Origin of the sequence: Qipengyuania algicida (genome assembly GCF_009828025.1) — a bacterium.
Lineage (GTDB): Bacteria > Pseudomonadota > Alphaproteobacteria > Sphingomonadales > Sphingomonadaceae > Qipengyuania > Qipengyuania algicida.
The window spans coordinates 25549-38643 of record NZ_WTYA01000012.1; the positions used below are offsets into that span (position 1 = coordinate 25549).

11 protein-coding genes are annotated in these 13095 nt (G+C 66.2%); 9 read left to right on the forward strand and 2 right to left on the reverse strand.

The annotated features are described in order from the left end of the window. Window positions 1–8: 8 nt before the first annotated feature. Window positions 9–944 carry an ArdC family protein gene (locus GRI58_RS13630; protein ID WP_160754156.1) on the reverse strand — a complete coding sequence of 312 codons (936 nt, stop codon included), beginning with the start codon at window positions 942–944 and terminating at the stop codon, window positions 9–11. A 204-nt stretch (window positions 945–1148) separates the two neighbouring features. Here GRI58_RS13630 and GRI58_RS13635 point away from each other — a divergent pair, with 204 nt between their 5' ends. The 9 genes from GRI58_RS13635 to GRI58_RS13675 all read left to right on the forward strand — a co-directional run bounded on the left by GRI58_RS13635 (window position 1149) and on the right by GRI58_RS13675 (window position 10964). Beyond that, on the forward strand, window positions 1149–1505 hold the full coding sequence (locus tag GRI58_RS13635; protein ID WP_160754157.1) for a hypothetical protein: 357 nt from the start codon (window positions 1149–1151) through the stop codon (window positions 1503–1505). A gap of 61 nt (window positions 1506–1566) precedes the next feature. Next, a complete protein-coding gene (locus GRI58_RS13640) occupies window positions 1567–2811 on the forward strand; it encodes a TolC family protein (RefSeq protein ID WP_160754158.1) in 1245 nt (414 codons plus the stop codon). A gap of 11 nt (window positions 2812–2822) precedes the next feature. Then, window positions 2823–3995: an efflux RND transporter periplasmic adaptor subunit gene (locus GRI58_RS13645; protein ID WP_160754159.1), complete on the forward strand. Its 1173-nt coding sequence runs from the start codon at window positions 2823–2825 to the stop codon at window positions 3993–3995. Between the two features lie 25 nt (window positions 3996–4020). Beyond that, window positions 4021–7260, forward strand: coding sequence for an efflux RND transporter permease subunit (locus tag GRI58_RS13650; protein WP_160754160.1), 3240 nt, complete (start codon window positions 4021–4023; stop codon window positions 7258–7260). A 12-nt stretch (window positions 7261–7272) separates the two neighbouring features. Next, on the forward strand, window positions 7273–7626 hold the full coding sequence (locus tag GRI58_RS13655; RefSeq protein WP_160754161.1) for a DUF190 domain-containing protein: 354 nt from the start codon (window positions 7273–7275) through the stop codon (window positions 7624–7626). Then, the gene (locus tag GRI58_RS13660) at window positions 7623–8552 is read left to right on the forward strand and encodes a cation diffusion facilitator family transporter (protein WP_160754162.1); all 930 of its coding nucleotides are present in this window, start codon (window positions 7623–7625) and stop codon (window positions 8550–8552) included. The genes GRI58_RS13655 and GRI58_RS13660 overlap by 4 nt, the downstream gene beginning before the upstream one ends. Before the next feature lie 2 nt (window positions 8553–8554). Next, on the forward strand, window positions 8555–9238 hold the full coding sequence (locus GRI58_RS13665) for a ZIP family metal transporter (RefSeq protein WP_160754163.1): 684 nt from the start codon (window positions 8555–8557) through the stop codon (window positions 9236–9238). Beyond that, entirely contained in the window at window positions 9238–10194 is a 957-nt protein-coding gene (locus GRI58_RS13670; RefSeq protein ID WP_237452324.1) for a cytochrome c oxidase assembly protein, read from the forward strand. Before GRI58_RS13665 ends, GRI58_RS13670 begins: the two co-directional genes overlap by 1 nt. A gap of 125 nt (window positions 10195–10319) precedes the next feature. Then, a complete protein-coding gene (locus GRI58_RS13675) occupies window positions 10320–10964 on the forward strand; it encodes a methyltransferase domain-containing protein (RefSeq protein WP_160754165.1) in 645 nt (214 codons plus the stop codon). A 102-nt stretch (window positions 10965–11066) separates the two neighbouring features. Here the strand turns inward: GRI58_RS13675 and GRI58_RS13680 are convergent, their stop codons facing one another. Further along, window positions 11067–13034, reverse strand: coding sequence for a ParB/RepB/Spo0J family partition protein (locus tag GRI58_RS13680; RefSeq protein ID WP_237452320.1), 1968 nt, complete (start codon window positions 13032–13034; stop codon window positions 11067–11069). Between the last annotated feature and the right edge of the window lie 61 nt (window positions 13035–13095).

Below are 13095 nucleotides of genomic sequence, written 5' to 3' on the forward strand. Positions count from 1 at the left end.
CCTCTCCCTCAGGCCGCCGCATCGAACCGGCCGGCTTCATCGGACGACGGCCGCTCTTCGATCCCGCCAAGGCGCATGAGCAGACTGGCGGCTTCCTCGGCCTTCGCAGCGGCGGTGAGGATGGCCCGGTCGTCGGATTTCAGCAGCTCAAGCCAGGACGCGATGTAGCTCGCATGATGATCGAGATGAGCGACCGGGAGGCCCAGTTCGGCCCCCAGTATCGCCGAGGACAATTCGGCGACGAGCTCCTCGGCGGCGTAGGCTGCGCTGCCGAACCGGTTCTTCAGATCGCGATCGAGCCGCGATGCGTGTCCCGTCCAGTGCGAGAGTTCATGCGCGAGCGTGGCGTAATAATGGTCGTAGGTGTCGAACAACCCGGTGGGTGGCATCGTGATCCGGTCGAATCTCGGTTCGTAGTAGGCCTCGCAGCCGTGATGGCGCACGGTCGCGCCGATGGCCGCAAAGAAGCGGTCGAGCCGCTCAAGTCGCCCCTCGGGCTCGACCGGCGCGAGGAGGTGTTCGGGATGGTACAGGGACGGGAGGCCATCGCACTGGTCGGCGTTGAAGACCGCATACGCCTTGAGAACACGGCGGGTTTCGGTGTCGTTCTCACCGCCAGGACCTTCGACCTCTTTCCGGTAGGCCTTGTAGAAGATCGCGATCGTCGAGGTCTCACCCTTGCGAACCTGGCCGCCCAGCGCCTGGCATTGGCGATAGGTCATCCAGTATGGCGAGCCGTAGCCGGCCGCGTCGGCCATGAGCCACAGCCAGAAGGTGTTCATGCCCCGATAGGGGGTTCCACATGCCCGCAAGGGCCGCGTGACCTGCAGGCCGCGCCACGGCCTGATCCAGGGCCTGGTACCCTGCTCGAGCTTTGCGATGATGGTTGCCGTGATGCGCTGTGCGGGAGATCGGGCTGCGGCCGAGCGTCTGGAACCGGACATGTCTGTTCTCCTTGTCGGCGGGACGGGTGTGTCCCGGGTCAAGGGTCCAAAAGCCTCTCTCTCCTCACCGTCTTGCGGCCGCGGCTCCCCAGCCCGGGGGCGCCGGACAATGTCCCCGGCTTGCGGGAGTTCGACCCCAGGCAAGCGCGCAGGGGTGACAGAATGGGGGAGATCGGCTAACCGCGCCGCGCAATGCTTCGCCGGATGGCCTTTCGACGCGCTCCAGCGCTTATTGTCCTGTGGCTGGTCCTGCTGGGATTCGCGACCATCGCGGATGCCGCGACATGCGGCCCGGAAGCCGGGTTTGCCGAGGTCGTCGAGGTCGCCCGGGCCGAAGTGGCCCTCGAGGCGCCCGGCGATACCCACGAGCGAAGCGACTCGGACGGCTCACCGATCCAGCACGGCGGATGCACCCATGGTCATTGCCATCATGGCTCGACTACGACCGACGGGGTCGGGACCGGTGAACGCCTCAGCGCGATCAGCGTCCCCGTGCCCCTGGCGCAATCCTACCTGCATCCGGTCGATCGCGAAATCCTGAGCCCACCCCCCAAAGCCTGAATCGCACGCGCGCGCCGGCACCCGGTGCGTCGGTGTTGATTCAGTTGCTGACGGGAAATTTATGACATCGCTGATCTGGCGGGCGGCCCTCATTCCAGGGCTCGCTCTTGCCGCTGCTCCGCTTGCCGCGCAAGCCGACCGCGGTCTCACTCTTGACGAGGCGCTCCGCCTCTCGGGCGCTATCGAGGCGTCTGCAAGCTCTCCATCGAACCCGCGCATCGTCGGGCCTCAGGAGGACATCGCCGCCGCCGAAGCGGAAATCGCGCAGGCTCGCCTGCGTCCCAATCCGGAGGTCTCGCTCGAAGTCGAGAACGTCGCCGGGACCGGGGCCTTTTCAGGCCTGCGGTCCAGCGAATACACCCTGTCCGCGGGGCTGCCGATCGAACTCGGCGGGAAACGCAACGCTCGCATAGCGGCGGCGCGCGCGGAAGCCGATCTGGCGCGACTGCGCGGAGAGCTTTCGCTGTCCGAGCTGGGATATCTGGTACGGCGGCGCTTCGTTGCAGCTGTCGCCGCCGAAGCGAAGGTCGAGCTCGCGGCCGATATTCTCGAACGCGATCGCGAGCTGCTGCGGATCGCCGATGCGCTGGTCGACGCCGGGCGCGAGCCGCCCTTGCGAGCACTGCGCGCCCGCGCGGCCCTTGCCGAAGCAGAAGCGGAACTGAAGGCCGCGCAAGCCGACGCCCTTGCGACCCGGTTCGCGCTCGGCGCGCTGTGGTCGCAGGATGCAGCCCCCGAGGTGCCGCCCGAATTCCCGGCGATCGAACCGCCGCACGACCTGATCGCGTCCTATTCCGGTCTCGAGACCAGAATTGCCGCGGCCGAGCGGATCGCCGCCGAGACCGAGATCGATCGCCAGCGTTCGCTCGGCGTGCCCGATCCGACCGTTTCGGCGGGTGTGAAGCGCTTCGAGGAAAGCAACGACAACGCCTTCGTCGTCGGGGTCTCGATCCCTCTGCCGCTGCGCAATCGCAACCAGGGCAGCGTCGCGGCCGCCCAGGCCCGCGCCCGGGCGGCAGGGGCACGCGAAGCCGTCGCGATGGCCGATTACCGCCAGGAAGTCGCGCAGGCCCGCGCCGATTATCTCTCGGCAGAAGCGAAATCCACGACGCTCGAAGAGCGGTCGCTGCCGCAGGCCGAAGAGGCGCTGCGTCTGGCCGAGATCGGTTATCGCAACGGCAAATTCCCGCTTCTCGAGGTTCTTGCCGCCGCGGATACGCGCGACTCGATCCGACGCTCGATCATCGATGCCCGCGAAGCGCAGGGCGCCGCCGCGGCAAGGCTCATCCGCCTCGCCGCGCAGTGAAGGACAGATTCATGAACATTCCCACTCTTTTCGATCGCGAGCGCCTCGGCGAGCGCAAACGCCCTGTGCTGATCGGCGCAGCGATCATCGTCGTTGCGCTTCTCCTCTTCCTGCTCTGGCCGACGACCGAGCCGGAGGAGAGCGAACCGGCATCGCAAACCACCGCCCCGCTCGCGCTCAAGCTCGGCGACGCGCAGATCAAGACCGCGAAAATCGGTTTGCAGACGGTGGCGCGCGGAGCGGCGACGCAGCTTCTTCTGCCCGCCACCGTGGCAGCGAGCCCGTCGAGCACCGCGGTGATCGATGCACGCGGCTCCGGCGTCGTTCGCAGCGTCTCGAAGAACCTCGGCGATTACGTGCGCCAGGGCGAGGCCGTGGCCCGGATCGAGAGCGGCGAGGCCGCCGGCCTTGCATCGCAGGTCAGCTCCGCGCTTGCCCGGGTCAATGAGTTGCAGGCCGCCTACGAACGCGAGAAGCGATTGTTCGAACAGAACGTCACCGCGCGCCAGGATCTCGAAGCGGCGCAGGCCAACCTCGCCGTCGCCCGCTCGGAGCTTTCGCGTGCACGCGCGGCAGCCGCCGCGGCCGGGGTCAGCGCGGACGGTCGCTCGATCGCCGTGATCAGCCCGCTCTCGGGCAGAATCACGAAGGCACCCATCGTGCTCGGGTCCTACGTCGCAGCGGGCGACGAGCTCTACCACGTCGTCAATCCCAACGGCCTGCAGATCGAGGTCGCGCTCCCTTCGGCGGATGCGGCGCGTATCCAGCCCGGCGACGAAGCGGCGATCGTGATGGCCGACGGGCGCGAGATCGGCACCCGGGTGCGATCGGTGACGCCGGCGCTCGACCCGGAAAGCCGCAGTGCGACCGCGGTCCTGACGTTGCCGGGCGCGGTCCCGGGAATTCAGCCGGGTGCCTTCCTGCAGGCGCGTCTCAAGCCGTCGGGCGAAGTTCTGACGGATGCGGTGGCGGTTCCCGAAGCCGCCGTCCAGTCGATCGAGGGCGAGAACTACGTGTTCGTTCGCACCAAGAGCGGCTTCGTCGCGCGGCCGGTGCAGATCGGCAGCCGCTCGGGCGGAATGGTCGCGATCCTGTCCGGGCTCGAGCCCGGCACGGTGATCGCCGCCACCAACGCCTTCCTCCTCAAGGCCGAGCTCGGAAAGGGCTCGGCCGAGGAAGAATGACGGACACCGCCAGGAGACACGCGACATGCTAGCCAGACTGATCGACGTGGCGGTGCGCAACCGCTTCCTCGTCATATTCATCGCCGCCGCCGCGGCCGCTTTCGGGCTGTTCCAGCTCGCCAGGCTGCCGATCGATGCGGTCCCCGACATCACCAACAAGCAGGTGCAGATCAACTCGGTCGCACCCGCGCTTTCGCCGACCAACATGGAGAAGCTCGTTACCTTCCCGGTCGAGACCGCTCTCGCCGGGATTCCCGGGCTCGAGAGCACGCGCTCGATCTCGCGCAACGGCTTCAGCCAGGTCACCGCGATCTTCGCCGATGACACGGATATCTATTTCGCCCGCCAGCAGGTGGGCGAACGGCTCGGCCAATTGGGCGGCGAACTACCCGACGGGGTCCAGCCGAGCATGGGGCCGGTGTCGACCGGCCTTGGCGAGGTGCTCATGTGGTCGGTTCGCTACGCCGATCCCGATACGCCCGAAGGCCAGCCGCGCGCCGGGCGGGCCGGGCCGCAGCCCGACGGCTCCTACATCACACCCGAAGGCCAGGTGCTTCGCGGCGAGACCGCCAAGGCTGCTTATCTGCGCACGGTGCAGGACTGGATCGTGGCATTGCAGATGCGCACGGTTCCCGGCGTGGCCGGTGTCGATTCGATCGGCGGCTACGAGAAAACCTATCTCGTCCAGCCGGACCCCGCGAAGCTCGCGACCTACGGCCTCTCGTTCACCGAACTCGCCGAAGCGCTCGAGCGCAACAATCTCTCGGTCGGCGCCAACTACGTCAATCGCGGCGGCGAGGCCTTCCTCGCCCGCGTCGATGCGCGCATCACCACGATGGACCAGATCTCGAACGCCGTAGTGGCGGTGCGCGGGGACGTTCCAGTCCGCGTGTCGGATGTCGCCACGGTCGGCATCGGAGGCGAATTGCGCACGGGCGCGGCCTCGCAAAACGGCGAACCTGCCGTCATCGGCACCACGCTGATGCTGCTGGGCGAGAACAGCCGCACTGTCGCGCGCGATTCACGCGAGCGGCTCGACGAAATCGCCAAGACCCTGCCGCCGGGAGTGACGGTCGACGTCGTTCTCGACCGATCGCAGCTGGTCAACGCGACGATCTCGACGATCGAGAAGAACCTGACCGAAGGCGCGCTGCTGGTGATCGCCTCGCTGTTCCTGTTGCTGGGCAACATCCGGGCGGCGATCATCACCGCTCTGGTCATCCCGCTGTCGTTCCTGCTGATGGCGATCGGCATGAACGAACTCAAGGTTCCGGGGAACCTGATGAGCCTCGGCGCGCTCGACTTCGGGCTGATCGTCGACGGGACGGTGATCATCGTCGAGAATTTCCTCAGACGCATGGCCGAAAGACAGGAGCACCAGGGCCGCCTGCTCCATGTGGGCGAGCGGCTCGAAGAGGTCTCGGCCTCGGTCAAGGAGATGATCCGGCCGTCGCTGTTCGGCCAGGCGATCATCTTCATGGTCTTTGCCCCGCTGCTGACCTTCCAGGGCGTGGAGGGCAAGACGTTCTCGCCGATGGCGATCACCGTGATGCTCGCGCTTCTCGCCGCCTTCGTCCTGTCGCTGACGGTCGTCCCCGCGTTGCTGGCGGTGTTCATCCGCGGCAAGGTCGCGGAGAAGGAAGTCAAGGTGATCGCCCGCGGCAAGGAAGGCTACGCGCGGATGCTCCCGCGGGCGATGGCCCATCCGTGGCGCACGGTCGGCATCGGGGTGGCGGTGTTCGCCTTCGCGGCGGTCGTGTTCCAGTTCGTCGGCCGGGAGTTCATTCCCCAGCTCGACGAAAAGAACCTCGCTGTTTCCGCGGTGCGCATTCCGTCGACCTCGCTCGAGCAATCGGCGTCAATGCAGCGCGAGGTGGAAAAGGCGATCTCGGCGCTGCCGGAAGTGGAGCTGGTGTTTTCCAAGACCGGCACCGCCGAGGTGGCGTCGGACCCGATGCCGCCCAACAAGTCGGACAGCTTCGTCATCCTCAAACCCCAGGAGGAGTGGCCCGACGCGGGAATGTCCAAGGACGAGCTGGTCGAGAAGATCGATGCGCGGGTGAGCAAGCTGGTGGGCAATGCCTACGAGTTCACCCAGCCGATCGAGATGCGCTTCAACGAGCTGATCTCCGGCGTTCGCGGCGACGTCGCGATCAAGCTCTACGGCGACGATCTCGACCAGATGGCCGGGACCGCCGACAACATCGCCTCCACGTTGCGTTCGATCGAAGGGTCCGCCGACGTGCAGGCGGAGCAGACCGGCGGGTTTCCCACGCTCGACTTCGCCTTCGACCGGACGGCGATCTCTGGGCTCGGGCTCCAGGTCGAGGACGTGGCGAACACCGTCGCGGCCGCGCTCGGCGGTCAGGAGGCGGGTGTCGTCTTCGAGGGCGACCGGCGGTTCGACATCGTCGTGCGCATGCCCGATGCGACGCGCGACAACATCGACGTGATCGGCGCCTTGCCGGTGATGCTGCCCGAACACGCCGCCGGTGGCGGACGCTCGGTGCCGCTGCGCCAGTTGGTGAACTTCGAGGAGACCGAAGGGCTGAACCAGATCAGCCGCGAGAACGGCAAGCGCCTGGTGATCATCCAGACAAATGTCCGCGACCGCGACGTGGGCAGCTTCGTGACCGAAGCGCAGCAGAAGATCGCCGCCCAGGTCGATGTTCCCGCGGGCATGTATCTCGAATGGGGCGGTCAGTTCGAAAGCCTCAAGTCCGCGAGCCAGCGCCTTGCGATCGTGATCCCGATCACCGCGGTCCTGATCTTCGTGCTGCTGTTCATGGCGCTCGAAAGCGCGAAGATGGCCGGGGCGATCTTCGCAGCGGTGCCGCTGGCGCTGTCGGGCGGTGTCTTCGCCCTGGCGCTGACGGGTCAGCTGTTCTCGATCTCCGCCGCAGTCGGGTTCATCGTCCTGTTCGGCGTTTCGGTGCTCAATGGGCTGGTGATGATGACCAGCATCCAGGCGAGACTGCGCGACGGTATCGAAGTCGACGAGGCGATCACGGGAGGGGCGATGGAGCGTTTCCGATCGGTCCTCATGACGGCGATCGTGCCGTCGCTCGGCTTCGTGCCAATGGCGCTTGCCCATGGAACAGGCGCGGAAGTCCAGAAGCCGTTGGCCATTACCGTGATCGGCGGCCTGATCACCGCCACGATCCTGACGCTGTTCGTGCTGCCGGCGATCTGCAAGCTGGTCCTCGGCCGCCGGACCGAAGCGGAGCCTGGCCCGGCCGGGCACGAACCGGCTATCGCCAATTGAGGGAGAAGAACGATGCACGATGACAAGCAGATGATGTTGCTGCGCATCTATACCGACGAGAGCGCGCACATCGGCGACAAGCGCCTGGTCGACGAACTCGTCCGCATGGCGCGCACCGAAGGGCTTGCCGGGGCGACCGCGCTGCGCGGTCGTCTCGGGTTCGGCGGGCGCAAGGGCGCCGTGCACCAGCATCACTCGCTCGGCGTGGGCGACAACATGCCGATGGTGGTCGAGATCGTGGACACGGAGCCGGCGGTGCGCCGGTTCGCCGGGACGCTCGGCGATCTGCACCATATCGGTCTCGTCACGCTCGAACGGGTCGAAGTGCTGCACGGCAGCCTGCCGAGTGCGGAACGCCCGAAATGAGCGGCCACCATGACCACGGCGACCATGGCCATGCGCACGGTCACTCGCACGCGCCCGCCAGCTTCGGCCGCGCTTTCGCGGTCGGCATCGCGCTCAACGTCGCCTTTGTCGCCATCGAAGCGGGCTACGGAATATTCGCCAACTCGCTCGCGCTCCTCGCGGACGCCGGTCATAATCTGAGCGATGTCTTCGGGCTGGTCATCGCCTGGGCGGCCGTCAGGCTGGGCAGCAAGGCGCCCAGCGCGCGCTATACCTATGGCCTGGGTGGAAGCTCGATTCTCGCCGCGCTGTTCAACGGCATCTTCCTTATGCTCGCGGCGGGGGCGATCGCCTGGCAGGCCGTGCTTCGGTTCGCCGATCCTCAACCCGTCGCGGGCAACACGGTCATGATCGTCGCCGGCATCGGGATCGCGATCAACACCGCGACGGCGCTGATGTTCATGCGGGGCCGCAAGAGCGACATCAATATTCGGGGTGCGTTTCTCCATATGGCGGCCGATGCGGCGGTGTCGGCAGGCGTGGTGATAGCGGGCCTCGCCATCCGCAACACCGGACTGAGCTGGATAGACCCGGTCACGAGCCTCGCCATCGTGGCAGTGATCGTCTGGAGCACCTGGGGGCTGCTGCGCGAGGCAGTGGCGATGTCGCTGAACGCGACGCCTTCGGGCATCGACACGGCAAAGGTCTCATCGCACCTGTCAGGCCTCGATGGCGTCGCGTCGGTGCACGACCTCCACGTCTGGCCAATGAGCACGACCGAGACGGCGCTGACGGCGCACCTCGTGATGGGCGCGCCGGCCGACCGCGATCGCTTCTTTCAGGAGGCAACGAAGACACTGCACGAACGCTTCGGGATCGATCACGTGACCCTGCAGGTTGAAACCGGTAGCTGTCCGTGCCCCCTGGAGTCACAAGAAGTGGTCTGAAAATGCAGGCGATCCTCTATACGCTCATCCCCCTCGCCGCCGTGGCGATCGGTGCGCTGGCCACGGTGGTGCGCCGACCGAGCGTAGGGTTCCAGGCAGGGGTGCAGCATCTCGCAGCCGGTGTCGTCTTCGCTGCGGCGGCGGGGGAGATCCTTCCCGACCTCAAGCACAGCTCTTCGCTTCTCCCGGTCCTGCTGGGTGCGGGGGTCGGGATTGCCGGGATGCTTGCGCTCAAGAGCGCAACGGAACGGAAGGGTGGACCGACGGGCCTCGCCGTCACCGCCGGCATCGACCTTCTGGTCGACGGGCTGGTCCTGGGCATCAGCTTCGTGGCGGGCATGCAGCAGGGAATCTTGCTGGCCATCGCGCTGACGCTCGAGGTCCTCTTCCTTGGCCTGTCGCTCGCGGGCACGCTATCGGAAAGCATGTCGAAAATGCGAGCGGTCGTGCTGACCTGCGCGATCGGCCTTGCGCTTCCGCTCGGCGCCCTGCTCGGCGCGCCGGTCAGCGCCCTCCCGCAGGCCTGGCAGACCGGGTTCTATGCCTTCGGTCTCATCGCCTTGCTCTATCTCGTCACCGAAGAACTGCTGGTCGAAGCGCACGAGTGCCCGGAATCGCCGCTGACGACCTCGATGTTCTTCATCGGTTTCATGGCAATCCTGACGATCGAGGAACTGATGCAGTGATGGGCATGGGCCTACTCACGGTGGTCACGCTGTTCGCGGTTCCGGCCTTTGCCATCGCCTACGCAAGGGGCTGCAAGGGGCATGGCCGGGGTTGGCGCGACTACGCCTTCGCGGCCGGCCTCATCATTGCGTTGGCATCTTCGACCTGGCCTCTCGAACACCTGGCACGGCACCACTTCGACCTCCATCAAGCGATGTTCCTCGGCCTGCGGATCGCCGGCCCGATGCTGATCGCGCTCTCCCATCCTGCGGGCACACTGCTGCGCGGAACGCCCCGGGGCCTTCGCGGGGGTCTCATTGCCCCGGCGCTCCGGAACCGGACGGTACGCGAGGGCTGGCGCCTCGTTCGCATGCCTGCGACCGCGCTGGGTCTCTATCTCGGCACATTGTTCGCCTGGTCGGTCCCGGCGTGGCAGGACGCGGCGCTGCTCATGCCCGCCATCGCGCTGCTGCTCCATCTCAGCATGTTTCTCGCCGGCATGGTTTTCTGGACTAGGATTTTCGACCGCCGGCCCGCGCCGCACGGGCTGCGACACGGCGTGCGCCTCATGATGCTGTGGCTGGCCATTCTGGGCCAGATCCTGGTGGGTTCGGCGACCACCCTCAAGTCGGTCCCGTGGTATCCTGGCTATGCCGCGGTTCCGGTGCCGATCCTCGACCTGATGCGAGACGAGATGGTCGGTGGCTTCCTGCTGTGGATTCCCAGTAGCCTCGTGACCCTGCTGGGCCTGATCGCGGTGGTCGATATGTGGGGACGCCACGAAACCCGGATGGATGCGCGTCGCACCGCGTGGTCGCCCTCGAACTCCGCCATCCTGCTTTACCCCACCAGCTCGGAGGGTCTGCGGACGATGGCTCAACCCAAAAACCGCGTTCTGGCACTCTCCATGGCGCTGTTCGCCCTGTTCATTCTTTCGGCAACGCTGCTCGTGGGACTGGGCTACCGCTATCTGTGAGTTCGGCGCTAGACCTCCGATTGGGAGGGAAGCAATGCCCGTCGAGAGCTTGGCTCGCCCAAGAGCATGGCCGCCAGAAGAACCCGCCAGGCGAAGCGACTGGCGGCACGAAAGGAAAGCTTAGCGTGACAATCCTCGACAAGCCGGCAGCTCGAGATCTCTACGACCGGATAGCGCAGCGCTATGACGGCTGGCTGAGCACCTTCCGCCTGCTCGGCCTGAACCGATGGCGGCGGCGCTTGATCGATGCACTGAAAATTGCTCCCGGCGACGAGGTCGTCGACCTGTGCTGCGGTACGGGTGAGAACCTCGCCCTCCTGGCCGCTGCGGTGGGGCCAGGCGGGCGCGTCGTCGGTATCGATTTGTCCGAAGGCATGCTCGATCGGGCGCGAACGAAGGTCGTCTCGGCACGCCTCGGCAACGTGGAGTTGATCCGCGGCGATGTTGAAAGCTTCGAAGTCCCTCGCACCGCTTCTGTCGTGCTTTCGACCTTTGGCCTGGAAATGGTCCCGCTTTACGACGATGTGATACGGCGATGCGCACGTGATCTTCCCTCGGCCAGCCGGTTCGGTCTGCTTGGCGTCAAGTTTCCCGAACGCTGGCCCGACCTGCTGGTTACCGCGCTCGAGCCATTGGTTCGGCGATTCGGCGCGACGCGCGAATATCGCGAATTCAGGCCCTGGGTATCGGCCGCGACACACATGAATCAGCTGTCGTATGCGGAACACCTCGCAGGCGCAGTGTATTCGAGCGTTGCGGCCACGAGATGACGAGCTTCGTTGCGACGTCGAAGGTTTGAAGCACGAGGAATGGCGGTCCGTCCCCGAAGGAACGGACCGCCCGCCGAGCGACCATAGCCTGTCAGGAGGGGGTCAGGCGGCCTGCTCAGCGATCACCGCTTGGTGTCCGGCGTCCTGCTCGAGTTGGGCGCCCGGAGGTGTGTCGTCGAGGTCCGAAAATCGCATCATCTGCGGCACCCATGCAAGCGCGCGCTCCTTGGTGCCGGCTTCGCCTATGAAATCGCCCGAGAAGATGCGTTCGGCGGCACTTGCCAGCTCGGCCTTCTTCGAGCCCGCGTATCGGCTGACCAGCTCCGGCCCTCCTACAGCGTCCAGCGCCTCGAGCGTGCGGGCCTTGGCCACGCGATCGAAGTAGTTGGCGGCGGTGGGACGCCACCAGTGCGCGGTCTCCACTTCGAGCAGACCACCCAGTACCTCGTGCAGGGGCACCGAGCGTTCGCCTTCGCATGCCAAACTCGCAATCAGGGTTCGCGAAACGACATGCCCGAGCCAGGCCGAGCGCGCTTCGTCGGAAAGCCCTCGAAACGTCTCGAACCGCTCGACTTGGCTTGTCCCCGAACGCCAGCTTTCGTCCAGCGCTCCGGCGAACTCGGCTAGCGCAGCGCTCGCCGGCGCGTCCTTGGCCTCGAATCCGGCAATCGGACCCGAAGCGTCGGATCCGACAAGCGTCGATGCCTTCTTCGCGCGCCAGTCGTGCCCGTCCGCATCGGCGAGCGTGAAGACCATGAAGTCCAGCGCAAGCGCGGGGTCGTTGGCGAGGTGAATGGCGAGGATGTCACGGCGCTGCATGGCAAGCTCGTCGAGCAGGCGCTGCGAGAGCGAACTGCCCTTGGGCTTCGTCCCACCGCTCTCCTCAACGGCCTCGATCGCGCCATCGTCGTCGGTGATGACCTCCGTCTCGGTGTAATACTGCGGGACCAATGACGGCTCGCCGTTGCGCGAGAGCACGAGAAAGGCACCGGCCTCGGCCTTCAGTTCCTCGGCAAGAACCGGGGGGCGGTCGTTAAGCGCGCGCATGGCGCGGTCGATCGCCACCAGTTCCTGTTCGGCCTTGGCGACCTCGTCTTCGTCGCTGTCCTCGTCTTCGAGCACGGCGGCGACGCGGTCGTAATCGGCCTCGAGTTCGCCAAGTTCCTGCGCTTCCTGTTCGGTCAGCGGAGCAGGCTCGCACGGCAAGCGATTGAGGCCTTCGACGAGATCATGGCTGACATAATTGCCAAGCGTCGGCCGCACCCAGGCAAGGCCATATTCGAGCGCGGCCTTTTCTGCGGCTTCATCCATGACCTTGTGCGCGAGGTCTTCAAGCAGCGCGACATCGATCCAGCTTTCGCTGGCATCATCGTCGAACAGTTCGCGCTCGATCCGGCCACCCGCGGCGAGGTAGGCATCGCGTCCGACGAGAACGGCTCGAGGATCGGAACCGCGCACCGTGGCATCGAGCACCATGCGGCGGATCGTGTCGGGGGTGATCTGGTACCAGGCATCCTGCAGCTCGGCATGGACATGCGCCTGGCGCTCGATGTCGGAGATCGCGCCATAGGCCTTGGCCATGTCGAGCGTGATCGCGCCCTCGGCGAGCGCTTCGAAGACGCAGGGAGCAAGGCTTGCCAGGCGCAGGCGCCCTTCGACGAAACGGACGGTGAGACCGAAGCGACGCGCCACGTCCTCGACGCTCGCCCCCGCCTCGATGATAGCGGCGAAGGCCTGCGCCTCATCGGCCGGGTTCATCGCGAGACGCTGGAAGTTCTCGGCCAGGCTTGCTTCGCGCACTTCGCTTTCCTCGCCTTCGATGACCAGGCAGGTCACTTCGTGCGCTGCGGGCAGCGTGCCTTCTTCGGCCAGCGCCTGCAGAGCGGCGAGGCGGCGGCCGCCGGCTTCGACCTCGAACTTGCCGCGCTTGGCCTTACGCACGACGAGGTTCTGGAGCAGGCCGCGCGCGGCGATGTCTGCTCTTAGCTGGAGGTCGGCCAGGTCATCGGTCGACTTGCGAACATTGCGCGGGCTCGTGACGAGCTTCTTCAAGGGAATCGACTGGATCATGGGTGTTCTCCTGATGGAATGAAGGCGCAAGTGAGGATCACGAGGCCCACAAGCCCAAAGG